General features: G+C 59.5%; 19 protein-coding genes. 5 read left to right on the top strand and 14 right to left on the bottom strand.

The window, feature by feature from the left end:
• The first annotated feature begins 214 nt into the window (after positions 1 to 214).
• The gene (locus GRH90_RS19765) at positions 215 to 817 is read left to right on the top strand and encodes a peroxiredoxin C (RefSeq protein WP_162367679.1); all 603 of its coding nucleotides are present in this window, start codon (positions 215 to 217) and stop codon (positions 815 to 817) included.
• 120 nt (positions 818 to 937) lie between these two features.
• Here the strand turns inward: GRH90_RS19765 and proY are convergent, their stop codons facing one another.
• The 6 genes from proY to phoB all read right to left on the bottom strand — a co-directional run bounded on the left by proY (position 938) and on the right by phoB (position 8,511).
• Positions 938 to 2,317, bottom strand: coding sequence for a proline-specific permease ProY (gene proY, locus GRH90_RS19760; protein ID WP_162367678.1), 1,380 nt, complete (start codon positions 2,315 to 2,317; stop codon positions 938 to 940).
• 72 nt (positions 2,318 to 2,389) lie between these two features.
• Positions 2,390 to 3,709 carry a branched-chain amino acid transport system II carrier protein gene (gene brnQ / locus GRH90_RS19755; protein WP_162367677.1) on the bottom strand — a complete coding sequence of 440 codons (1,320 nt, stop codon included), beginning with the start codon at positions 3,707 to 3,709 and terminating at the stop codon, positions 2,390 to 2,392.
• A gap of 460 nt (positions 3,710 to 4,169) precedes the next feature.
• Positions 4,170 to 5,273, bottom strand: a complete 1,104-nt coding sequence (locus GRH90_RS19750; protein ID WP_162367676.1) for a cobalamin-independent methionine synthase II family protein — start codon at positions 5,271 to 5,273, stop codon at positions 4,170 to 4,172.
• Between the two features lie 251 nt (positions 5,274 to 5,524).
• Positions 5,525 to 6,463, bottom strand: a complete 939-nt coding sequence (locus GRH90_RS19745; RefSeq protein WP_162367675.1) for a PstS family phosphate ABC transporter substrate-binding protein — start codon at positions 6,461 to 6,463, stop codon at positions 5,525 to 5,527.
• Complete coding sequence (phoR, locus tag GRH90_RS19740; RefSeq protein ID WP_162367674.1) at positions 6,463 to 7,797, bottom strand: phosphate regulon sensor histidine kinase PhoR; 1,335 nt, start codon at positions 7,795 to 7,797, stop codon at positions 6,463 to 6,465. Before phoR ends, GRH90_RS19745 begins: the two co-directional genes overlap by 1 nt.
• Positions 7,798 to 7,821: 24 nt before the next feature.
• Positions 7,822 to 8,511 (bottom strand): phosphate response regulator transcription factor PhoB, encoded by a 690-nt coding sequence (phoB, locus tag GRH90_RS19735; protein ID WP_162367673.1) that lies wholly within the window; start codon positions 8,509 to 8,511, stop codon positions 7,822 to 7,824.
• Positions 8,512 to 8,720: 209 nt separating this feature from the next.
• On the opposite strand from phoB, the gene sbcD reads away from it, so the two are divergent.
• Together sbcD and GRH90_RS19725 are read left to right on the top strand one after the other, a co-directional pair.
• A complete protein-coding gene (sbcD, locus tag GRH90_RS19730) occupies positions 8,721 to 10,049 on the top strand; it encodes an exonuclease subunit SbcD (RefSeq protein WP_162367672.1) in 1,329 nt (442 codons plus the stop codon).
• Entirely contained in the window at positions 10,046 to 13,732 is a 3,687-nt protein-coding gene (locus tag GRH90_RS19725) for an AAA family ATPase (RefSeq protein WP_162367671.1), read from the top strand. Before sbcD ends, GRH90_RS19725 begins: the two co-directional genes overlap by 4 nt.
• Here the strand turns inward: GRH90_RS19725 and GRH90_RS19720 are convergent.
• Positions 13,692 to 14,774 (bottom strand): SDR family oxidoreductase, encoded by a 1,083-nt coding sequence (locus GRH90_RS19720; RefSeq protein ID WP_162367670.1) that lies wholly within the window; start codon positions 14,772 to 14,774, stop codon positions 13,692 to 13,694. The two genes, GRH90_RS19725 and GRH90_RS19720, sit on opposite strands and share 41 nt — an antisense overlap.
• Positions 14,775 to 14,884: 110 nt before the next feature.
• Between GRH90_RS19720 and GRH90_RS19715 the strand changes: the two genes are divergently transcribed.
• Positions 14,885 to 15,775, top strand: coding sequence for a LysR family transcriptional regulator (locus GRH90_RS19715; RefSeq protein WP_162367669.1), 891 nt, complete (start codon positions 14,885 to 14,887; stop codon positions 15,773 to 15,775).
• Between the two features lie 78 nt (positions 15,776 to 15,853).
• Here the strand turns inward: GRH90_RS19715 and GRH90_RS19710 are convergent, their stop codons facing one another.
• Positions 15,854 to 16,882, bottom strand: coding sequence for an AAA family ATPase (locus tag GRH90_RS19710; protein WP_162367668.1), 1,029 nt, complete (start codon positions 16,880 to 16,882; stop codon positions 15,854 to 15,856).
• A 251-nt stretch (positions 16,883 to 17,133) separates the two neighbouring features.
• Between GRH90_RS19710 and rdgC the strand changes: the two genes are divergently transcribed.
• The gene (rdgC, locus tag GRH90_RS19705; protein WP_162367667.1) at positions 17,134 to 18,045 is read left to right on the top strand and encodes a recombination-associated protein RdgC; all 912 of its coding nucleotides are present in this window, start codon (positions 17,134 to 17,136) and stop codon (positions 18,043 to 18,045) included.
• Positions 18,046 to 18,153: 108 nt separating this feature from the next.
• Here rdgC and ppnP read toward each other — a convergent pair whose 3' ends face one another.
• The 6 genes from ppnP to GRH90_RS19675 all read right to left on the bottom strand — a co-directional run bounded on the left by ppnP (position 18,154) and on the right by GRH90_RS19675 (position 23,104).
• Complete coding sequence (ppnP, locus tag GRH90_RS19700; protein ID WP_162367666.1) at positions 18,154 to 18,444, bottom strand: pyrimidine/purine nucleoside phosphorylase; 291 nt, start codon at positions 18,442 to 18,444, stop codon at positions 18,154 to 18,156.
• A 211-nt stretch (positions 18,445 to 18,655) separates the two neighbouring features.
• Positions 18,656 to 18,847, bottom strand: coding sequence for a hypothetical protein (locus tag GRH90_RS19695; protein ID WP_162367665.1), 192 nt, complete (start codon positions 18,845 to 18,847; stop codon positions 18,656 to 18,658).
• A 93-nt stretch (positions 18,848 to 18,940) separates the two neighbouring features.
• A complete protein-coding gene (aroL, locus tag GRH90_RS19690) occupies positions 18,941 to 19,465 on the bottom strand; it encodes a shikimate kinase AroL (protein WP_162367664.1) in 525 nt (174 codons plus the stop codon).
• Between the two features lie 315 nt (positions 19,466 to 19,780).
• Entirely contained in the window at positions 19,781 to 21,322 is a 1,542-nt protein-coding gene (locus GRH90_RS19685; protein WP_162367663.1) for an FAD-dependent oxidoreductase, read from the bottom strand.
• 138 nt (positions 21,323 to 21,460) lie between these two features.
• Positions 21,461 to 21,673: a hypothetical protein gene (locus GRH90_RS19680; RefSeq protein WP_162367662.1), complete on the bottom strand. Its 213-nt coding sequence runs from the start codon at positions 21,671 to 21,673 to the stop codon at positions 21,461 to 21,463.
• A gap of 222 nt (positions 21,674 to 21,895) precedes the next feature.
• Positions 21,896 to 23,104 (bottom strand): L-lactate MFS transporter, encoded by a 1,209-nt coding sequence (locus GRH90_RS19675; protein ID WP_162367661.1) that lies wholly within the window; start codon positions 23,102 to 23,104, stop codon positions 21,896 to 21,898.
• Between the last annotated feature and the right edge of the window lie 283 nt (positions 23,105 to 23,387).

Here is a 23,387-nt window from a genome sequence, read left to right as displayed (position 1 = left end):
TGGAATTTACCGGACCTGTGGTTAACGAAACTCGCCCTTTCGCATGAAAGGGTTATTTTGTAGTATTAATCTGAATCATTAGCCCTTCAATTGGCCGAAGCTATCTCACCGATTGGCGCCATGGCCTTTTACCACCGGGCGCGAGACCTTATACTGGCCCTCGTTTTGTATTCTTTAATAACATTTAACCTAACCGCTTTTTACAGGAGTACTCATGGTACTGGTAACCCGTCAAGCCCCAGACTTTACCGCCGCAGCTGTATTGGGCAGCGGTGAAATCGTTGAAAACTTCAACCTGAAAAGCCATATCAAAGGCAAACCCGCGGTCATCTTCTTCTGGCCGATGGACTTTACCTTTGTTTGCCCGTCCGAGCTGATCGCTTTTGACAAGCGTTACGCTGAGTTCCAGAAACGCGGCGTGGAAATCATCGGCGTGTCCTTTGACTCCGAGTTCGTGCACAACGCCTGGCGTAAAACCCCGGTGGATAAAGGCGGCATCGGTGAAGTTCAGTACCCGATGGTGGCCGACGTCAAGCATGAAATCATCAGGGCGTACGGTATTGAACATCCGGAAGCCGGCGTTGCGTTGCGCGGTTCGTTCCTGATCGATAAAGAGGGCGTGGTTCGCCATCAGGTGGTCAACGATCTGCCGCTGGGCCGTAACATCGACGAAATGATGCGTATGGTCGACGCGTTGCAATTCCATGAGGAACACGGTGAAGTATGCCCGGCCCAATGGGAAAAAGGCCAGGAAGGGATGGGCGCGTCGCCGGAAGGCGTGGCCAAGTATCTGTCCGAGAACGCCAGCCGTCTGTAGCAGCCTGTGGATATTCCGCCGGCTTGGCGTTGGCGCGATTAAAAAAACCGTCGGTTATCCGGCGGTTTTTTTATGTCTACAAACCAGCGCGTTCCCTTTGACACGTCTTTGAGGGCGATGTTAGCGGGCGGTAGCCAGGCGGCGGGTTTTACGGCGTTGCATCAGGGCGTAGCCGATAAGCAGCAGCGCTATCCAGATTGCCCCGACATATAACGAAATCCGCGTGACCGGGAAATAGCCGATCAGGCCGATGATAAACAGCAGGAACACGACGCCCGCCGCCGACGCCAGCGCGCCGCCCGGCATGGGGAACGCCAGCGCGTTGGTATCCTGGACGCTGAGTTTGCGCCGGAAGGCGATTTGCGAGCATAAAATCATGATCCATACCCATACCGTGGCAAAGGTCGCCAGCGAGGCGATTACCAGGAAGATGTTCTCCGGCATGATGTAGTTCAGGTAGACCGCCAGCAACAGCGCGAACATCATCACCAGCACCGTGACCCAGGGGATGCCGTTGCGGGAAACCCGCGCGAACATCTTCGGCGCATGGCCCTGCCCTGCCATGCCGTGCAGCATGCGCCCGACCCCGAACACATCACTGTTAATCGCCGACAGCGAGGCGGTCAGCACCACGAAGTTCAGGATGCCGGCGGCGGTATCGATGCCCAGCTTCTGGAAGGTCAGCACGAAGGGGCTGCCCGCGGTGCCCACCTGATCCCAAGGGTAGATGGACATGATGACAAACAGCGTGCCGACATAAAATACCAGGATGCGCCAGGGCACGGAGTTGATCGCCTTGGGAATGGATTTTTCCGGTTCGTTGGCCTCCCCGGCGGTAATGCCGATAATTTCAATGCCGCCATAGGCGAACATCACCATCTGCAGCGACAGGATCATGCCCATAACACCGTGGCTGAAAAACCCGCCGTTGGACCAGAGATTATGGATGCCGGTGGGCCGGCCGCCGTTGCCGAGACCCCAGATGATAATGCCGAAGCCGGCCAGGATCATGATGATGATAGTGGCGACCTTAAAAAACGAGAACCAGAACTCCAGCTCGCCGAAGGCTTTGACATTCAGCAGGTTGATGGCGCCGATAATCAGCACCACGCTCAGCACCCAGACCCAGTGCGGCACCGCAGGGAACCATACGCCCATATAGATGCCGAAGGCGGTTACGTCGGCAATGGCGACGATCAGGATTTCAAAGCAGTAGGTCCAGCCGGTGACATAACCGGCCAGGGGGCCGAGGTTATCCTGGGCATAGCGGGAGAAGGAACCGGCATTGGGGCTGTGCACCGACATTTCGCCCAGCGCGCGCATGATGATATAAGCCACCACGCCGCCAATCATATAGGCCAGCAGCACGCTGGGACCGGCCATTTTAATCGCGTCGGCGGAGCCGTAGAACAGACCGGTGCCGATGGCGGAGCCTAAGGCCATAAAGCGGATATGCCGGGTGGTGAGACCCCGTTTTAATGCGGAGGGTTGTTGTTGCATGACCCATTTACCCTGTTTTTTCAATCAACCATAGCCGCGGGACGAACCCGCGGTTAATAAGATACGGAAAGACTATAGACGGACCCTGGCCTCGTGGCGGGCGCCGTATTTATCATAGAGCGCGACCATGACGCCGATGGCGAGCGTCGGCGGCAGCCAGGCCAGTCCCTGTGCCGATAGCGGCAGATGCAGTATCCACTTCGGCAACCATACCTGGAAGGACGAGAGCTTGACGGCGTCCACGCAGCCGAAGACCAGGCTTATCAGCATCGCCGGCGCGATAATCAGGGTGCTGCTGTGCCACCAGCGCAGCGTGAAGCTGAGCAGGATAAGCACGATGCAGGGCGGGTAGATAGCCGTCAGCACCGGGATGGAAAATTGAATCAGATGGCTCAGCCCGAGGTTGGACACCAGCATGGAAAATAGCCCGAGGATAAACACCAGCGTGCGGTAGGATAGCGGCGAATGCTCGCTGAAAAATTCGGCGCAGGCGCAGGTCAACCCCACCGCCGTCACCATGCAGGCGACAAATATCAGGATGGCCAGGAATCCGCTGCCCGCATTGCCGAAGGTATACTGGACATAGGCATGCAGGATCTCGGCGCCGTTTTGCGCCGACGGCAGCAGTACGCTGCTGCCGGAGCCGAGCTTGAACAGCGTGATATAGACCGCCGTCAGGCCGATGCCGGCGATAAGCCCGGCCAGTATGGTATAGCGGGTCAGCAGGGCGGCGTCACGCACGCCGCGCGAGCGGGCTGCGTTGACGATCACGATGCCGAACACCATGGCGCCCAGGGTATCCATGGTGAGATAGCCGTTAACAAAGCCGTTGGAAAACGGCAAATGGGCGTACGCGTCGGTGGCAGGTATGGGGCTGCCCGCCGGCCATAGCATGGCCGCGGCGCCCAGGATCGCCAGGGCGATCATTTTCAGCGGCGCCAGGATATGCCCGACCGTATCCAGCAATCGCCCGGGATACAGCGAAACACCGATCACCAGGGAAAAATAGACCAGGCTGTAGAGAAACAGGGGTAATTCACCCTGGCCGGTAAACGGCGCCAGGCCGACCTCAAAGGATACCGTCGCGGTGCGGGGCGTGGCGAACAGCGGCCCCACCGCCAGATAACACACCACGGCCAGCAGTAATCCCGCCTTCCTGCCGATGGGCGAACTGAGGGCATCGATGCCGCCGCCGACCCGCGCCAGGGCAATGACCGTCAGCACCGGTAGTCCGACGGCGCTAATCAGGAATCCCGCCGCCGCCCACCAGACGTAAGGCCCGGATTGCAATCCCACCATCGGCGGAAAAATGATATTGCCCGCGCCGACAAATAAGGCGAAGGTCATAAATCCTAATGCAAGGATATCTCTGAAGCTTAAACGCTGGTTCATAAAATCTGGTGGTGCCTGTTCGGGAACGAAGAATAAGTAAAACCTATGATGATAAACTCGCTTAGGCTGGTTATGACATCATCGACGACAATAGAATGCCCTACCGGCCACGCCGCAACGGCCGCAATCGTCCGGACCGATATGCTATTCCGCCGCAAAAAACAGCGTGGATAACGCAATAACCGGCGCAATTTAAACGTTTAAAGCGCTTCAAGGCAATAGTCGAAGCCGAAAGCAGAGTGATAATCCAAAAAAAGGCCCGAAAAGCAGTGGATACTTTCAGTTACCGCGGAATTTCTGCTACAAGATAGTTGAAGCAGATCGCTTTTAGCTATAACAGAACCCGATGGATGAAAGAGGCAATCGTGGCGACGGCGCGGCGGCTGACAGCGGTCGCCGCCAACCGGCTGGCATCCGCACCGGCCCGACGAAGGCGCCCGGCCGGTTTATGCGGGTGGGATTACCAGGCGCGGCGCGATACGTCCAGCACCAGCCGCAGCTTGTCCCATTGCTGCTCTTCGGTCAGGCGGTTGCCCTCCTCCGTCGAGGCGAAGCCGCACTGCGGGCTCAGGCACAGCTGCTCCAGGCCGACATAGCGCGTGGCCTCGCGCAGGCGGGCAAGCACCGCCCCGGGGTCTTCCAAATCGCCGCTTTTCGAGGTTATCAGCCCCAGCACCGCCTGTTGATGACCCGGTTTGATAAACCGCAGCGGCTCGAAGCCGCCGGCGCGTTCGGTGTCGTACTCCAGGAAAAAGGCGTCAACCTTCACCTCGCCGAACAGGATAGGCGCCACCGGCTCATAACCGCCCTCGGAAATCCAGGTGGACCGGAAGTTGCCCCGGCACACATGCAGGCTGACCACCAGATCCGCCGGTTTGCCCGCCAGCGCTTTATTCAGCACGTCCGCATAGATGCGCGCCAGTTGTTCCGGATCCTCGCCGCGTTCGCGGATCTGGCGCTGCTGGTCCGTTGAGCACAAATAGGCCCAAACGGTGTCATCCAGCTGCAGGTAACGGCAGCCGGCGTCATAGAAAGCCCGGATGGCGTCGTGCCAGGCCTGGGCCAGATCGGCGAAATACTCCGCCAGATCCGGATAGACCTTGGCGTCGATAGCGCCGCGTCCGCCGCGAAAATGCATAACGCTCGGGCTGGGTATGGTCATCTTGGCCACCGCGTCGCCGGCCACGCTTTGCAGGAAACGGAAGTCCTCCAGCATCGGATGGTGCCGGAACGCCACCCTGCCGGTGACTTTAATGCTGCGCGCCTTGGTCTGCACGCCGGAAAACTGGATGCCCTGGTCGACGTCATAACCTTCCACGCCGTCCAATCCTTCGAAAAAATCAAAATGCCACCAGGCGCGGCGGAACTCGCCGTCGGTGACCACCTGCAATCCCAGTTCGCGCTGCTGCGCAACCACCCGGCGTATCTCGTTATCTTCCACGGCACGCAGCTCAGCCGGGGTAATGTCCCCCTGCTGCAACTGCCTGCGGGCCTGCTTGATCGCCTCTGGGCGTAATAAACTGCCGACGACATCGGCGCGGAAGGGGGGACGGTTTCTTTGCATGTTACAGCTCCGGCATTGCGGGCCTGGTCAAGACCCGCAAACTAATAAGGCTTGGAAAATAGTTGAGAATGTGAATAGTCCCAATGAGAAATAGTTTCCGCGGGTTACCTATGGACATCCAGACGTCTATACTCTGTCACTCATACTAGCACGCGGCCGCACGGCGCACCGGCGAAGAAATTTCACCTTAGTTGAAAATTATTCATGATCAATCGTGCGCGATGGCACCCCCGTCGCCGCCGTTCAGGGATTCACTCCAGCCCGATATCCCGTCGCGCCCGCAGCCTGACCGGCTCCGGCAGAGGCTGGTAACCACCCTGCCGGGCGCGGCCCTGGCCCCGCGGCGATAAAATCCGGTCCATAAAGGCGGCGATCGCCGGCGCCGGCGGTTTATCCGGCGCCTTATTGATATAAATATACAGGTAGCGCACCAGCGGGTAGTCGCCGTTACGCAGGGTCGATTCATCCGGCATCACCTGGCGTCCTGCCTGGTCGGTTAACGGCAGGATCCTGACGCCGGTGGCATGAAAACCCATGCCGGCGTAGCCGATGGCATTGCGTGACGCGGCCACCGCCTGCGCCACCGAGGCCGAGCCGGGCAGCTCATTGACCGACGGCAGCAGATCTCCGCCGCATAGTGCCCGCTGGCGGAAAAAACCATAGGTGCCCGAGGCGGAGTTGCGGCCATAACGCAGCAGGGCCAGCCCGTTCCACGCCCCGGTAAGGCCAAGCTCGTCCCAGCGGGTGATGGCCCGGGCGTCGCCGCAGCTGCGGGTGATGGAAAAAATGGCGTCCAGCTGGCTCAGCCGCAGCGTTGGCAGGGGGTTATCCTGATTGACCAGGATGACCAGCGCATCCAACGCCACCGGCACCGCCAGGGGCGGATAACCGTAACGGCGCTGGAACGCGGCGGTTTCAGCGGCGGTCATCACCCGGCTCATCGGCCCGATCTGCGCGGTGCCGGCGGCCAGCGCCGTCGCCGCCGTGGCCGACCCGCCCGCCTGGATCTGGACGCTGACATCCGGATGATCGCGGCTGAAATCCGCCGCCCATAGGGTCATCATATTCGCCAGCGTATCGGAGCCGCTGCTGGTCAGGTTACCCGACAGCACCGACAGCGGCCGCGCCGCCGCCGGCAATGCCAGCAGCAGGCACAGCAGCCAGCCCAGGGTTTTTACTGCGTTTATCATCAGGGTTTAACACGCGGGGAAGACGTGACGCTATTTTGCGTCAGGGCGGCGGGCACGATCAACCGGTTCGGCAAGGTAAAGAAAAAACGGGTGCCGGCGCCCGGCTCGCTGATGATTTCCAGGCGCGCGTCATGATTGCCGAGCGCATGCTTCACTATGGCCAGCCCAAGGCCGCTGCCGCCGGTCTGGCGCGAACGGGCTTTATCGACCCGGTAAAAACGTTCGGTCAGGCGCGGCAGATGCTCGGGCGCGATGCCCGGGCCGTTGTCGCTGACCTGGAACTGCGCGCCGGCGGCGGTGCGCTGCCAGCAGACTTCGATACGGGTGCCCGGCGGCGTATGAATGACCGCATTGTAAATCAGGTTGGACACGGCGCTGCGCAGCTGTTCCTCATTGCCGCGCACCATCAGCTGTTCGTTAATCCGGAACACTATCTCATGCCGTTGCTGGCTGAGTCCCTCCGCGCTCTGCTGCAAACGCTTGAGGATCGACGGCATGTCGATCCGTTCATTAACCTCGCCCTGGGGCGCGGCCTCGATGCGGGACAATACCAGGAGCTGCTTGACCAGGCGCTCCATGCGCTGCGTTTGATCCTGCATGGTATGGATAGCCTTGGCTCGGATGGTCTCGTCCATGTCCTGGTCGCTCATCATTTCCAGATAACCCTGCAGCACCGTCAGCGGGGTACGCAGCTCATGGCTGGCATTGGCAAAGAAGTTGCGCCGGGCCCCTTCCAGCTGGCGCATCTGGGTGACATCGCGCGCCACCATCAATAACTGATCGTCGGTATAGGGCATGACCCGGAATTCAACGTAACGCTGGTTATTGAGCAGCAATGTCAGCGGGCGCAGGAAGGACCGGCCCTGGATATAGCTGTTGAATTCAGGATAACGCAGCAGGTTAAGGATATGCTGCCCGTTGTCTTCCGGCCAGCGGAACCCGAGCAGCTGTTGCGCCAGGCCGTTGCACCAGAAAATATGACCGTCGTCGGTCAGCATCACCAGGGCGTCCGGCAGGGTTTCGGCGCCGCTGCGAAAGCGTTTAAACAGCGTCGCCAGCTCGCGCCGCCGCCGGCGATGGCGCAGTTGCATCTGATGCAATCCGTAGAACAGCGGCTCCCAGCTCCCCCGCCCTACCGGCGGCGTGCGCCTGAGATCCACCCATAGCCAGCGGGACAGCCGCAGTTGGTAATAATAGTTGCGCACCAGCGCGGCCAGGAGCGCCGCCACTAATAGCCAGGCCGGATGGCCGACAAATATCGACAGCAGCAGGGCGGGCAGGCAAAACAGCCCCAGTTCGAATACCACTTTTCGCCAGGATAAACGTTCTAGCACCGGACGCGCTCCCTTGAAACCGTGTTAATAGCGGGCGGAAAAACGATAGCCGGTGCCGCGAACCGTCTGCACCATACGATCGTGACCGCCGGTTTCCAGCGCCTTGCGCAGGCGACGGATATGTACATCCACCGTCCGGTCCTCTACATACACATTAGTGCCCCAAACATGGTTTAACAACTGTTCGCGGCTATATACCCGCTCGGGATGGGTCATGAAAAAATGCAGCAGTTTAAATTCGGTCGGCCCCATTTCCAGGGCCAGCTCGTTGGACGTCACCCGGTGCGACGATGGATCCAGGCTTAATCCCTGCAGTTCAATTTTATCTTCCACCGCCATCGGCGAAATGCGGCGCATTACCGCTTTGATCCTGGCCAGCAGCTCCTTGGGCGAGAACGGTTTGGTAATATAATCATCCGCGCCCACCTCCAGTCCGCGGACCCGATCTTCTTCCTCCCCGCGCGCGGTCAGCATCATGACCGGAATATCGCGGGTCAACACTTCGCGTTTCATATGTTTGATAAATTGAATTCCCGAACCGCCCGGCAACATCCAGTCGAGCAGTACCAGATCCGGATAAGGCTCCGCCATACGGCTGACCGCCGTGCCGTAGTCTTCGGCTTCGATGGGCTGGAAGCCATTCTGTTCAAGTACGAAGCACACCATTTCACGAATCGGCGCTTCGTCTTCCACGACTAAGATGCGTTTTGCCATTATTTTCCTGCCATTAATCTCTGCGGTTAACGTGCCCGGGCATTATGCGTCACTTTTATGACAGATTTATTAAAATCAGCGATTCGTGCTACAAGCATAGTGGATGGCAATTTTTTGCGGCGCGCCTTCCCGAATAAAACCTTTCCATCGGCATCATCCGGAGGAAGGTTTATACTCAGCCCTGGCTTTTGCACTCTCGCTGGAGCGTCATGCGGATCATCCATACCTCTGACTGGCATCTGGGTCAGTCGTTTTTCACCAAGAATCGCGCCCGTGAGCACAGGGCATTCCTGCAATGGCTGGTGGCGCAGGTGGAAGAGCATCGCATTGACGCGGTGATCGTGGCCGGCGATATTTTTGATACCGGCACTCCGCCCAGCTATGCCCGCGAGCTGTTCAACCGCTTCGTGGTGGAACTCCAGCCGACCGGTTGCCAGCTCATCGCGCTGGCGGGCAATCACGACGCGGTGGCGACCCTGAATGAATCCCGCGCGCTGCTGGCCTGCATGAATACCCATGTTATCGCCGGCACCGCTGGCGCCGGCGCGAACAATGACCGGGACGATGATGAAAACATCGCCCGCGACGATGATGACAGCGGCAGCGAACAGCCGGTATTCCTCCTGCGCGATCGTAGTGGAAACCCGGGGGCGATTCTGTGCGCCATCCCGTTTTTACGCCCCCGGGATGTGCTGACCAGCCGCGCCGGACAATCTGGGGATGACAAACAGCGGGCGTTGATGGACGCCATCGCCGCCCATTACCAGGCGCTTTATGATCGGGCGCTGGCCCTGCGCGCCACGCTGCCCGGCCGTTTGCCGATTATCGCCACCGGCCACCTGACCACGGTGGGGGCCGCCGCCACCGACTCAGTACGCGATATTTATATCGGCAGCCTGGACGCGTTCCCCGCCCAGCTGTTCCCGCCGGCGGACTATGTTGCCCTCGGCCATATCCACCGACCGCAGTGCATCGGCGGCCAACAGCATATCCGCTACTGCGGTTCCCCCATCGCCCTGAGTTTTGATGAAACCGGGCAGCCCAAGCAGGTCAATATGGTCAATTTTGATGCCCAGGGCGCGGCGGAGATCCTTGCGTTGCCGATACCGGAAACCCAGGCCCTGCACCTGATAAAAGGCAACCTGGCGGAAATCGAGGCGCAGCTACGCGCGTTCGGCGATTACCAGGCGCCTACGCCCGTCTGGCTGGATATCGAGGTGGTGACCGACGCCTGGCTCAATGATATCCAGCAACATATCCAGCAGGTGGCGGCCAACCTGCCGGTGGAAATCGTACTATTGCGCCGTAACCGCGAACAGCGGCGGTCGGCCCCGGAGCGCCTGCATCGGGAAACGCTGGTCGAACTGAGCGTCGGCGACGTGTTTGAGCGGCGGCTGGCGCTGATTCCCGGCCCCGCGCCCGGGGATCTGGACCGGCTCCGCCTGCTTTACCGGCAGGTAGCGGCGGATATCCAACGGGGCGCGGCGGCGGAAGATACGCTGTCGCCGGCCCCCGGGACCGATGGGGAAACCCAATGAAAATACTGACGCTGCGCCTGAAAAATATCAATGCGCTCAAGGGCGAGTGGAAAATTGATTTTACCGCCGACCCGTTCGATCGCGCCAGCCTGTTTGCCATCACCGGGCCCACCGGGGCCGGTAAAACCACCTTGCTGGACGCCATATGCCTGGCGCTGTATCACCGCACGCCGCGGCTGAAGGATTCACCCGGTCAGGAGCTGATGACCCGGTTGAGCGCCGAATCCCTGGCGGAGGTGGAGTTCGCGGTGAAAGGCGTCGGGTATCGCGCCTTCTGGAGCCAGCGGCGCGCGAAAAACAGTCCCGGGGGTAAACTGCAGAATATCAGGGTCGAGCTGGCGCGCCTGGACGACGGCGCGATCCTGGCGGATAAGATCGGCGAAAAGCTGCGCCTGACCACCGAACTGACCGGTCTGGATTTCGAGCGTTTTACCAAATCCGTCCTGCTGGCGCAGGGGGATTTTGCCGCCTTCTTAAACGCCGACGCCAAAAACCGCGCCGAACTGCTGGAGGAGCTGACCGGCACCGATATCTACGGTCGCATTTCCGCCGAAATCTTCGAGCGCCATAAAACGGTGCGGGGAGAGCTGGAAACGCTGCGCGCCCGCGCCGCCGCCATCGAACTGCTGAGCGCGCCTCAGCTGCGCGAACTTAACGACGAGCTGGTGCGGTTACGGGATGAGCAGACGCGCCTGAATGCCGAACAGCTGCAGGCGCAACGGCATCAGTCCTGGCTGGAGCGGCACCGGCAGTTGACAGACGCCCTGGCCCAGGCCCAGGCCCAGCGCCAGGCAACCACCACGGCGGCCCTGGAGGCGCGGGAACAGCTCGCCCTGCTGGCGCGGGCAGAACCGGCGGAAGCCCTGCGCCCTTTGCTCGACGAGCGACAGCGCGGCGCGCTGGCCCTGGAACGGGTGGAACAGGCCATCGCCAGCGGGCGCGCCGAGGAACAGCAAAACCAGCAGGCGCTGCAACCTCTGCGGGAGCAGGCCGACGCGGCCCGGCAGGCCTGGGAGGAACACGCCCGCCATCAGCTCGCGCAACAGCGGCTGATTGACGAGCAGATTGTGCCGCTGGACCAGAAAATTGCCGGGCTTGAGCAACTGGCCGGGCAGCAGGAACAGCAGCGGCTGGCGCAAACCGGCCAGCGGCAAAAGAGACTGGCGACGCTTGAGCAAAAGCAGCGTGAGCATCAACAGGCCGGACAGCAGGCGCGGCTTGCCGGGGAATATCTGCGCCAGCATGCCGCCTGCCGTCAGTGGGGCGAGCACCTGCCGCTCTGGCGCGAGCAATTTGCCCGGCGCCGGCGCGAGCAGCGCGACATCGACGAATTAATCCGCCAAAGCGCGGAAATAGCGCAGGAGCAACAGCGCCTTGATACCGCGCGCGCGGCGGAGCTCAGCGCGGCCGAATCCTGCCGGCTGCAGGTGGCGGCCCTGACGGCGCAGCTGGAGGCGCTGCAACGGCGGCGGGATCAACAGGAAGCACGGTCCCCGGTCGCCGCCCTGCGCGCCGAATGGCAGCAAAGCCAGCAGATGCGCGGCCGGCGCGCCCAGTTCACCTCCCTGCTGCCGCAGGTTGAGCGCGTCGCCCGTGATCTGGCGGCAAACCAGACGCGGGAAATCCAACTGCGGCAAGACGGCGCCGATATCAGCGCGGGCCTCGCCGGGCTGCGGCGCTCGCAGGCCGATAAAGCCGCGCTGCTGGCGGAAATCACCGAGCGCTACCGGCTGGAACAACATATCGTCTCGCTCGGCGAACTGCGCGGACAGCTGCATCCGGGCAATCCCTGCCCGCTGTGCGGCGCCACCGAGCACCCCGGCATAGGCTTGCACCAGGGCCTGCAGCCGGAACAGACCGACCGTCGCCGGCAGGACCTGCTGCCGGAGGTGGAAAAACTCAATGCCGCCGTGGTGGCGGCCCAGACCCGCCATGAGATGCTGCTCAATCAGCAGCGCCAGGCGGAGGAAGAACAAGCGCGACTGCGGCAGGAGCTGGCGACGCTCGAGGAACGCTGGCAACAGGCCGCCGCCGCGCTGGATGTCGCGCTGTCGCCCGCCGAACCCGCCGCCGTCGCCGCATGGCTGGCGCAACACGACGCGCGCGAACAGGCACTACACCAGCAGTTGGATGCATGGGAGCAGGACAACCAGCGCTGGCAGGCGGCCCGCGACGCCCTGGCGCAGGCCAATACCGAATGGCAACGTCTGGACTCGCGGCTGGCGCTGAACGCCCAGCGGCGCGAAGCCGTGGCCCAACGGCTGCAACAGGCACAGCATCGCTGCCGTGAACAACAGCACCAGGCCGACCAACTGGCGGCGCAAAATGCCCGGGCTCTTGCCCTGCTCGGCCTGGCCATGCCAGCGGATCCCGGCGTCGAGGCCTGGCTGGCCGAGCGCCAGGAGGAATGGCAGCGGTGGCAATACCACCAGCAGCGGGAACAGACGCTGAACAACGACCTTACCGTCCTGGACCGCGAAATGCGCGACCATCGGGAATCCCTGGCCGAACTGGACCAACAGCTGACCGCCCTCGGGCAGCAACAGCAGCAAACCGGCGACGCGCTGCGGCAGGCGTGGGAAGAGCGCGGCCGGCTGGCGGGCGATCGGAGCGTGGCGCAGCTGAGTGCCCAGCTGCGCGCACGCACGGAGGAGGTCGAACTGTCGCGCCGCCAGACCGAGCGGCAGTTGCAGCAGGCGCAGGAAAAATTGCATCTTCTGGCCGGCGATATCCGGGCACAGCAACGCCAGTTGCAAGAGTTTATCCAGCAAACGCAACGGGCGACGGAAACCCTGCTGGCGGCCATCGACGCCAGCCCCTACGGCACCCTGGCCGAACTGCAATCGGCCCTGTTGCCCCCAGAGGAACGGGACCGGCTGCGCGAACTGCGCGAGCAAATAAAAGAACGGCGGCAGCGCGCGGAAATGCTGCAGCAGCAGGCGGATCTGGCGCTGCGGCAACACCTGGACCAACGGCCGGCCACCCTGAGCGCCGATGCCGATCCGGCAGGCGTTGAGCGGACGTTGACCGATATCAAGACCTTGTTATGGGAACAGGCGCGGCTGCAGGGCAAAGTGCAGCAGCAGCTCGCAAGCCACCAGCAGCGCCAGCACGACCAGCAGGGCCTGCTGGCGGAAATCGCCGCCGGCGAAGGCCGCTATGCGGACTGGAGCTATCTTAATGAGCTTATCGGCTCCAAAGAGGGCGACAAGTTCCGCAAATTTGCCCAGGGCCTGACGCTTGAGCATCTGATCTACCTGGCGAACCAGCAGTTGTCGCGCCTGCACGGCCGCTATCAGCTACAGCGCAAACCCGAGGCGGAACTGGAGCTGGAAGTGGTGGATACCTGGCAGGCGGACGCGGTGCGCGATACCCGCACCCTGTCCGGCGGGGAAAGTTTCCTGGTAAGCCTGGCGCTGGCGCTGGCCCTGTCGGATCTGGTCAGCCATAAGACCCAGATTGATTCGCTATTTCTCGACGAAGGTTTCGGCACCCTGGACGCCCAAACGCTGGATATCGCCCTGGATGCGCTTGATTCGCTCAACGCCACCGGCAAGATGATTGGCGTCATCAGCCACGTGGACGCCATGAAAGAGCGGATTCCGGTGCAAATCAAGGTGAAAAAGGTTAACGGCCTGGGTTTTAGCCGGCTGGAGGCGCGCTTTGCGGTGCGCCCGGAATGATCCTGCGTTGACGGAATTGATCAAACAGCGCGTAGAACATCGTTTCGGTTTCGACGAATTCATGGAAACCGAAACGCCGGGCCTTGCCGCCGTCGGCAAACATATCGTAATCCCAGGAGAAAACGAAATCGGCAAACGGCCACCCCGCCACCGCCTGGTAATCTGGCGCCGATAAGCCATGTTCGCGCGCCAAATCACGCCAGATATCCGCTTTGTCCGCCATGATAGCGGTTAACGGCATTGGCAAGGGCGGAGCCGTCGCCAGACCGAAATAACCGGCAACTTTCGGCCATAGCTCGCTCCAGCGAAACAGATCGCCATTGTTGATGTTAAAGGCCTGATTGCCCGCGTTGGGTTCGGTGGCGGCCCATATCGTGGCCCGGGCGAGCAGCCCGGCATCGGTCATTTCCAGCAGGGCATGGTAAGCGCCCGGTTTGCCGGGAAAACGCAGCGGCACCCCCAGCGCCTTGCTGATCGAGGCGTAAACGGCAATGCTCAGGGCCAGGTTCATGGGTTTACCCAATGAAAAACCGCCCACCACGCCCGGCCTGATGGCCGACCAGGTCCAACGTTTATTCTGCTGGCGCCGCTCCAGGTAGTGCTGCTGGTCGACGTTGAATTCCGGCGGCATATGCCCGGCGTCGGTTTCCCGCGCCGGCGTCTTAAACGGGCCCAGGTGCGCGCCATAGACCTTGTAGCCCTGCATCAGGCTGATATGTTCCAGGCCTTGCGCCACCGGTTCGACGGCCTCGACGACGTTTTTCAGCATCATCAGGTTAGGGCCGACCAGCCCCGCCCAGTCTGGCGCATCCTGATAAGCGGCGTAAAAAATATGGGTGATGCCGGTCAGCGGCCGCAGCGCGCGGCGCGTCGCCTGCGCATCCAGCAAATCCACCTTCAGGTAACTGACCGCCGGGCGCCCGATGCCGCCCCGGCGCGACAGCCCGATCACCTGCCACCGCCGTGATTCCAGCTCCTCGATAAGCCTGCCGCCGATAATGCCGTTGGCCCCGACCACTAACGCAACCTTGGTATTTTGCATACTGCCCTCTTCGGTGAGTGACGATGCGATGACTATAATTGATTAGCTAAACCGTGATAATATGAGTAAAATTACTATCAGTTATAAGATAAAATAATTAATGGCTCGCTATGGATAAACTCACCGCGATGACGACCTTTGTGCGGGTGGCGGAGCTGGGCAGCCTTTCCGCGGCGGCACGCGACCTGGGCCTGACCCAGCCCGCAGTAAGCCAACAAATCGCCGGTCTGGAAAAACACCTGGGCACGTTGCTGTTATACCGTACCACCCGTTCTGTCACCCTGACCGAAAGCGGCAGCCGTTATTATCCGCAGGCAAAGCAGATCCTGATGGCGATGAGTGAAACGGAAGAGGCGCTGCGGGGATTGAACCAAGGTCTGGCGGGCCATTTGCGCATCCATGCGCCAACCGGCCTCGGTCAGCATTATATAACCCGGCTGGCGATAGATTTTCAGCAACGTCATCCCGACATCGTTATCGAACTGCTGCTCGACGATCGGGTGGCGGATGTGGTTAGCGAGGGTATCGATGTGGCGGTGCGGCTCGGGGATCTACGCACCGCCGGGACGGTGGCGCGCCGGCTGGGCACCCTCGCGCGCGTCCTGGTGGCGTCGCCTGGCTATCTCGCCCTCCAGGGCACGCCGCGCACGCCGGCGGAACTGGCCGGACATGCCTATATCCGCTATAGCGGCCGGGGCGACGGCGCCGGCCTGACGCTGATCGGCCCCAAGGGCGCGGAGATAATGACCGTTCACCCGGTATTCCTGGCCAATAATAGCATGGCGCTGATGCAGGCTATCGAGGCCGGCATTGGCATCGGCGGCGCCCAGCTACCGCTTATCCGGCAGCGGCTAACCGGCAAGACCCTGGTGCGGGTGTTGCCCGATTATCATTTTCCGCCGATGGCGGTGCATGCGGTTTATCCCGACACGCGCTTTATTCCCGCCAAGGTACGGGCATGGGTTGATTGTCTGGCCGCGGCCTGGGCTGGCATGGTGTAAACGCCCCGTTTGGGGCGTTTATGATTAAACCTTGCTGGCGGGCGTTCGTAAAGACGCCCTAAACGCGTCCTGATGCCTTCAGAAATGAAAACGATATGCCGTTCTCACTCCCCAGAGGCCGAACAGGGCGCTGACCACCAAGCCAACCAGCAGGGCAAGGAACGACCATAACGCCGAGGTGGCGATGGCCTTGGCAGCCGCGTCGGCCTTTTGTTTCGCCTGCTCTTTCATCTGCCGCAGCTCGCTTCTGGCGCTGTCGACATTATGTTCGAGTTCCTCCAGGCGCTGTTTCACTTCCATGGTCATGCGCTGCTTGCCGCGGATAACGCCGTCGGTGGCCTGGTTAATCTCTTCCGGCGTCATATTGGTATTGCGGGCTAATGCCTGATGAACGTCATCGCGTTTAATATCGACGGATATTTCATCGGCGCGTTGCTTCAGTTTGTCGGATAAGCGATCCATTTCAGCATCCATATTATCCGGTTGTTTCATTATCGCCGTGGCCGCCGCCTGCACATCCCGTTTGGTGGCCGCCAGCTCCCTGGCTAAATAATCCGGCCGCAGGGTTTCCACATTGCTGTTCTGTAATGCCGCCATTACGTTTTGCGGAGTCTTATCCCCCGTCAGGCCGGTATCCACGCCCATCTGCCCCATGGCGTCATCCAGCATATCCTTGATGCCGTCGTCGTCGGTCAGCGAGGACGCCATGCCGGAAATGGTGCTGCCGGTGGCCGAGGCAATCGAGCCGATGAGGTTGCCCGCCGCCCGCATTGCGCCGCCAACCACCATGCTGCTGATGATAATGGCGATAATCAGCGAGGTGGCCCACACCAGGAACCCATGGCTGATTCCCGCCGTACCCGCCAGGCGTCCGGCAACAAATCCGCCCACCGCCAGGCTAATAAGTATTGAAACAAAAGACCAGACGGTAATAGCGGTGCCGACCCCTTCCGCCGGTTGTGCGGAATAAGGATCCACCATGGTAAAACCCAATCCCGCCCCCAATACGGAATGTAATACGGATAAAGCCAAAACGGTAATTACCCCGCCAATAATAGCGCCCCAGGATATTAACCTGCGTTTTGCGTTTATAGTACGCGTTTCCATAGACCATCTCCTGAATATTCACCCCTGTAGCAATAGGCTACGCAATTAACTTAGTTTATGTTTTCGCTATTTCAAGAATACCTAACACTGGAATTTAATATTTATTAGATGATATATGAATTATATTTTCATAAAATGAAGCCAAAACCAGAAAAATCTTTGCCGATTTTAGCGCTGGTATGCGCTATCATGCGCGCTGCGTTTGATCAACTCGCGCGCTTACCGGCGTGCCAGGTCAGGGATTTAACATTATGTTTTGGTTCAAGAATATCATGATTTACCGCCTGAACCGCGATATTACGCTGTCGGCGGAAGAGATGGAAAGACAGTTGGCGGGGTCATCATTTACCCCCTGCGCTAGCCAGGATATGGCAAAATCGGGCTGGGTATCCCCCTTGGGCGACAAAAGCGACGCCTTGACCCATGCGGTCAATGACCAAATACTGATTTGCGTGCGCAAAGAAGAAAAAATACTGCCCTCCTCGGTGGTTAAGCAGGAGCTGAACGGCAAGATCGACAAACTGGAAACCGAGCAAAGCCGTAAGCTGCGCAAAACGGAAAAAGACGCGCTGAAGGATGAAGTATTATTCAGCCTGATGCCGCGCGCCTTCAGCCGTTTCAGCCAAACCTTTATCTGGCTGGACACCGTTAAGGGCCTGGTGATCGTCGACGCCGCCAGCGCCAAAAAAGCCGAAGACGCCCTGGCGTTGCTGCGTAAATCCCTCGGTTCGCTGCCGGTGGTGCCCCTCACCCTCGAAAACCCCATCGAGCTGACCCTGACGCAATGGGTGCGCGGCGGCGAACCCCCCGCCGGGTTCGTGGTTCAGGATGAGGCTGAACTCAAGGCCCTGCTGGAGGACGGCGGCATCATTCGCTGCAAAAAACAGGATCTGGCCAGCGACGAGATTGCCGCCCATATCGAGGCGGGCAAAGTGGTGACCAAACTGGCGCTGGATTGGCAGGAACGGGTACAGTTTATCCTGGCCGATGACGGCACGCTCAAACGCCTGAAGTTTTCGGATACGCTGCGCGAGCAGAACGACGATATCGATCGCGAAGATTTTGCCCAGCGCTTTGACGCGGATTTTATCCTGATGACCAGCGAGCTGGCGGGACTCATAGCACAATTGATCGAGGTCCTGGGCGGCGAGGCCCAGCGCTAGCCAACCCGCGCATAAACGTGAAGCGGACATGACGGGCCTTGCCAATCATGTCCGCTGGCACGATTTTATCATCAAACCCGGGCGCCACACGGGGCGCCGTTTGCCGGATTATTTGCTCAGGTATTTACACAAATAAGCGCTGGCTTCCGCCACCTGCACAATAAATTCGCTCTGTGCCGGAACAAAGAACTTTTCGCCGGGCATAAACACCTGCCAATCGTGTGAACCCGGTAACAACGCCCGCAACGCGCCGTTAATGACGGTCATTTCCTCGGGCTGTGCCGTGGTGAATGTGTATTCGCCGGTTTCCATCACGCCGACGCTGGCGCGACCGATGCTTGAGGAATCAAAACCAATGGACTTCACTTTCCCGGCAAAATACTCATTTACATTCAGCATGGATCCATTCCTTTCGATAATAGTTTCAGTCATTCATAGTAAAAGGCGAATCCCGGATTTGTCACGCCTTATTACCGAGAAATGCCGTCGGGCAGGCAGAAAAATACCGAATGCAAACCCAGGATCTATTAACCAGCGGGAAAAAGAATATTCACTGCGGATATCGGTATAAAAAGTAACCGGACCGCAACGCGGCCCGGCGGGGTAATCATCAGGTCTTGTCTTCACCCTGGTAACGCTCTTTTGCGTCCAGCGCTTCCTGTTCGGTATCATGCTCGCTGATAAGCGTATCGGGCTTGGGGTGGTCCGCCCGCAGCTCAAATACCGGTTTGCTTTTGCCCGGCAGCCCCTTCTCTTTCTTGACGATATGGGCTTCACGGGGGTAAGGGGGTTTACTCGCCATAATCACTTCCTTATTTTATGATTTGGTCGGGTAAGTATAGGCTAATCCACGGGATTGTGCTTTCCGTGCGCGGCGCCAGGCACGGGTAACGGCTTAGCCGGCGGCACAGGGATGAAGCTGTCGCAGTATCGCCGACACCACCCTTTCCGGCGACGCCGAGGCGTCCAGCACATGATGCGCCGCATCCTGGTATAACGCTTCCCTGGCCAGCAGGACCTCGGCAATTTCCTCGGCAATCGGCCGGCCGGTCAGGCTGGGGCGCTGATCTTCCTCGGGAAACGCCTCCAGGCGCCGCGCCAGTACGCCGGCCGGGGCATGCAGGTAGATGACCGTGCCGCTGGCGCGCATAAAACGGCGATTGGCCTCCGCCAGTACAATGCCGCCGCCGGTGGCTATTACCTTGCGACCGCCGGCAACCGCCCGCAGCATCTCGCTCTCTTTCGCCCGGAATCCCGCCCAGCCCTCACTCTCCACGATCTGAGCCACGCTGCGCCCGGTGGCGCGCAGCAGCATCTGGTCGGTATCGGTAAACTCATATCCCAGCGTCAAGGCCAACGCCTGGCCTACCGTGGTCTTACCGCATCCCCTCGCACCAACCATATAAATGGGCTGTGTCATTAACTGCATATCCTTTTTTCCACGACCTTTTCAGTCCAGCTGCGCATCATATCATTGACTTCGCACAGGCACTAACCGGCGAATAGCCCTTTGGCAAAAAGTCGCGGACATGCCCATACGACGCGATACCAACGTCGTTCAGTGGGCATTAAATAACATATTAAATGTGCGGTTGTCCCTGATTTCGGCCTCGGCTGGCAAAAAAAGATATCCGGTCAACGCCGGCGCGATAGGGTAAAAAGCGGGAGAACGGCCGAAGGATGCCGTCATGCCATGCGGCGTCATACGGCGGCGACGGCCCTTCGGGGTGCGGGGTCAGCCGTTCGGTTCGACGACGTCCGCCACGGTGCGCCGCGCATCGGCAAGCGTCAGTTTTTTGCCCATCTTGATAAGCAACGTGCCCGTGGTGCGCATACGCCCGGTGCCGACTACCGCCACCAGTTCGTCCGCCAGCGCGTACAGCGCCACGAAATCGTCTTTATCGGGCGAACCGATAATATCGATGGTATCCCATTTTTCGGCATGACCAAGATACTCATAGCGCACGCCATAATGCTGGGTCCAGAAAAACGGCACTGAGTCGTAGGTTTCCTGATGGCCCGCCATAACGCCCGCGGCCACGCGACCGTGCTGCTGGGCCACGCGCCAATGTTCGATCCGGGTCGGTTTGCCCTTAAGCGGAAAGGTGGCGATATCGCCGACGGCGAAGATATCCTTGCCCGCCGACATGGAGGCGTCCACGCTCAGGCTACCGTCTTTATCCAGCGGCAAATCGTGGATAAAACCGGTCGCCGGCACCACGCCGGTGGCCAGCAATACCCGATCCGCCGCGATGCGTTTGCCGTCTTCAAGCACCACCGCCTCCACCTGGCGGTCGCCGGCAAACTCCGCGGGCAAGCCCTCAATAAACTTCACGCCTTTTTGCTCATGGCGGCGGCGAAAGAAGGTCGCGAGTTCTGTGCCAAACTGCTTCTCGAAGGGCAGCGGATGTTCCGCGATGACGGTGACGTCCACCTCCTGTTTACGAAAAGCCGCGGCGACCTCCATGCCGATAAAACTGTTGCCGATAATCACCAGCCGTTTTTTTTTCTCGACGGTATCGACCAGCGCGGCGGCCTGTTCCCAACTCCTGAGGACCTGGACGCCGAACAGCGCCTTGCCCGGCAGGTCGGGCCGCTGCGGAATGCCGCCGGTGGACAGCAAGAGCTTGCGATAAGTAATGACCTGCCCGTCTTCCAGCCGCAGCTGATGTCTGCCGGTATCCAGCTCCTCGACATTACCGTTGATACGCTCGATTTTTTGCTGCTGATAATAATCATCATCCAGCAGCGACGGCACCTCGTCGATATCCATATCGCCCTGGGGCACAAACTTGGACAACGTGGTGCGATCGTAAGGCGCCTGTTTTTCCCGCTCGATAACGATCAGGCGGCCTTGATAGCCTTTTTCACGCAGCGCCTTGATGGCGGCGCTGCCGCCGGCGCCCACCCCCAACACCACCAGCGCATCCTGGGTCGTCACCTCATCCAGGGGACCATTTCCCGGTTCAGCGTTCGGATCGACCCACAGCTTGCCCTGTTCTATCTTGACCGGATAACGCTTCAGGTCGCGCAGGGAGGGAGGCTCGCACAGCGCGCCTTCCTCAATGGTAAATACCGATTTATGCCAGGGACAAATAAGCTTTCCTTCGCAAAGTGCGCCTTTTTCCAGCGGCGCGCCGGAGTGGGGACAGGTGCCTTCAAGGGCAAAAACCCGATCTCCTTTTTTTATCAGCACAATATCGGTATCGCCGATGCTGACTTTTTTGGGTTCCATTTCCGACAACGCGGTTAACGACATCACTTCTTTATAGGCCACGATAGGCTCCTTCTTTGGTAAAAACCCTACAGTCTGGAGTACTAAAGTTAAGCCTAGCAGCTAAACGCCGGGAGTGAAGTCCAGCGGGACGCGATGAAGGAAGCGGACAGGCGGAACGCCGCCGTGCAGGATTATCGTCTAATCGTTGCTAAACAGATCGCGCAGCCAGGTAATGAATTTTTTCAGCACCTGGCCCAGGCTGGAAACGTCATGCCCAGCGCCGCGCCGCCTGATATGCGCCATTTTTTTGCCACGGACGGCGTCGGCTTCCGGCCAGGTATGGCGCGGGTCGTTCCCCTGGATGGATAACCTGCCATAGCCGGCATTGGATTCGCCGTTGCGTTTTATCATGTTTATTCCTTTTTTTCCCTGGCAAGGGAATAGTCCTGCGGTATATATTCCCGGCAACAACCGGCCATGGATAATGATTTCCATTATTTTTCCATTACGCCGAAATAATGAATTAATGATTAAAGCGTTATTTGATTAATAATACTTTCAAAAAAAGCCGAAAGTCCGCGACCAGGCGGACTTTCGGCCTTCAATAAACGGTTACCGTTATCAGGACTGCATTTATTTACCCGTGGCCTGATGCAGCTGCAGCCGCATTTTTTCGCCCGGCTGGTGCAGTGTCAGGGAAATGATTAACGAGGCCACCAGCAGCACCAGGATCAGTTGGAAGGTGACGATAAAACCACCGAACAGCGAAGCCACGATCGAGCCGATAATACTGCCGATGCCGAAACCCAGGTAAATCACGCCGTAGTTTTTGGTCAGGTTATTCAGGCCGAAGAAATCACTGACCAGCGACGGATAAACCGTGATGGTGCCGCCGAAGCTAAAGGCCACGCAGGCTATGGACATAAAAAACAAGGCCGGGCTGAGATGCACGAATAACAGTGACCCCATGCCGATAAGCGAAATCACCTGCGCCAGCGAAATGACCCGGATACGTGACATGCGGTCCGACAGCACCCCGAGCACCAGGCGCCCGCTAAGATTCGCCACCGCGATAATCGTTACGGCGTTGGCCGCCACCGCCGGGGTTAAATGCACCAGGCTCTCGCCAATATCCTTCGCCACGCCGATAACATACAGTCCGCTCATGCAGGCGGTTAAAAACATCATCGCCAACAGCCAGTACTGCGGGATCCGTACGCACTGCGCCAGTGAGAAATCCCGTGCGGCCCGGGTCTTTTTCACCGCCTGCTGCGGCGCGTCCTTCATCAGCAGTCCGCCGGCGATCGTCATTAACATGGCAATCAGCCCCCACAGCATAAAGGTGGTTCCCAGGCTGTAGTGGGCCAGCAGTTGGCTGTTGATGTATTTAAACCCCAGGCTGCCCAACCCGTAGGCGCCGATGGCGCAGGCGGAAATCACGCCTTTACGTTCCGGAAACCATTTTACGCAATTGGACAGCGTCATCAGGTAACCGATGCCGTCGGCGAAACCCACCAGCAGGCCGGCGCAGATCCATAACATCGTCAGGTTGCTGGCATAGGCGGTCAGGCAGAACCCCACGCCCAGCAATACTCCTGCGCCGAGCGTGACGTTACGCACGCCAAAACGGTCCTGGAATTTGCCGGCCACCGAAGAGGCCACCGCCAACGCCAGGCTCAGCAGTCCAAACGCAAAGGCCACCTGGCTGATAGGCTGATGCAGCTTATCGGCCAACGGACCGTTGAACAGGCTCCAGGTATACACTGAACCCAAGGCGAATTGGGTCACAATGGTCCCGAACAGGGTAAGCCACCGAAGGTGGTTAGCATTTTGCGTCTTCATTATCTGCCTCGCATTAACAATTCTTTTAGAATCGATGCCCGTAAAGCGGGTTAACTGGCCTTACTATAAAGGCGAAGCCGGGGGGGCGGCGCGAATGCGGAATGAGATACCATTAAACAGGAATGAAATGCATCGGTTGAGGTATGAACGGCATAATAAGCATTAACGGTAGGCGAGAGCGGCGGAATTATGATATTTTTCGGTTACGCAAAGTAGACAATTATTAATAGCCGCCGTCAATAGCAACCCATTATTTAACAAATTTTACCTGGCGGTAAATTTA

This window comes from Acerihabitans arboris (assembly GCF_010131535.1).
Taxonomy (GTDB): domain Bacteria; phylum Pseudomonadota; class Gammaproteobacteria; order Enterobacterales; family Enterobacteriaceae; genus Acerihabitans; species Acerihabitans arboris.
Note: the sequence above shows the minus strand (reverse complement) of the source record. Positions and strands in the feature narration are given on the sequence as shown.

Coding starts and splice junctions, on each gene's coding strand:
- aroL (WP_162367664.1), bottom strand. CDS start 19,465: ATGACACAGCCCATTTATATGGTTGGTGCGAGGGGATGCGGTAAGACC.
- GRH90_RS19745 (WP_162367675.1), bottom strand. CDS start 6,463: ATGATAAACGCAGTAAAAACCCTGGGCTGGCTGCTGTGCCTGCTGCTG.
- sbcD (WP_162367672.1), top strand. CDS start 8,721: ATGCGGATCATCCATACCTCTGACTGGCATCTGGGTCAGTCGTTTTTC.
- GRH90_RS19710 (WP_162367668.1), bottom strand. CDS start 16,882: ATGGAAACGCGTACTATAAACGCAAAACGCAGGTTAATATCCTGGGGC.
- GRH90_RS19765 (WP_162367679.1), top strand. CDS start 215: ATGGTACTGGTAACCCGTCAAGCCCCAGACTTTACCGCCGCAGCTGTA.
- GRH90_RS19680 (WP_162367662.1), bottom strand. CDS start 21,673: ATGATAAAACGCAACGGCGAATCCAATGCCGGCTATGGCAGGTTATCC.
- GRH90_RS19750 (WP_162367676.1), bottom strand. CDS start 5,273: ATGCAAAGAAACCGTCCCCCCTTCCGCGCCGATGTCGTCGGCAGTTTA.
- GRH90_RS19715 (WP_162367669.1), top strand. CDS start 14,885: ATGGATAAACTCACCGCGATGACGACCTTTGTGCGGGTGGCGGAGCTG.
- GRH90_RS19695 (WP_162367665.1), bottom strand. CDS start 18,847: ATGGCGAGTAAACCCCCTTACCCCCGTGAAGCCCATATCGTCAAGAAA.
- GRH90_RS19675 (WP_162367661.1), bottom strand. CDS start 23,104: ATGAAGACGCAAAATGCTAACCACCTTCGGTGGCTTACCCTGTTCGGG.
- rdgC (WP_162367667.1), top strand. CDS start 17,134: ATGTTTTGGTTCAAGAATATCATGATTTACCGCCTGAACCGCGATATT.
- GRH90_RS19720 (WP_162367670.1), bottom strand. CDS start 14,774: ATGCAAAATACCAAGGTTGCGTTAGTGGTCGGGGCCAACGGCATTATC.
- proY (WP_162367678.1), bottom strand. CDS start 2,317: ATGCAACAACAACCCTCCGCATTAAAACGGGGTCTCACCACCCGGCAT.
- ppnP (WP_162367666.1), bottom strand. CDS start 18,444: ATGCTGAATGTAAATGAGTATTTTGCCGGGAAAGTGAAGTCCATTGGT.
- GRH90_RS19725 (WP_162367671.1), top strand. CDS start 10,046: ATGAAAATACTGACGCTGCGCCTGAAAAATATCAATGCGCTCAAGGGC.
- phoB (WP_162367673.1), bottom strand. CDS start 8,511: ATGGCAAAACGCATCTTAGTCGTGGAAGACGAAGCGCCGATTCGTGAA.
- brnQ (WP_162367677.1), bottom strand. CDS start 3,709: ATGAACCAGCGTTTAAGCTTCAGAGATATCCTTGCATTAGGATTTATG.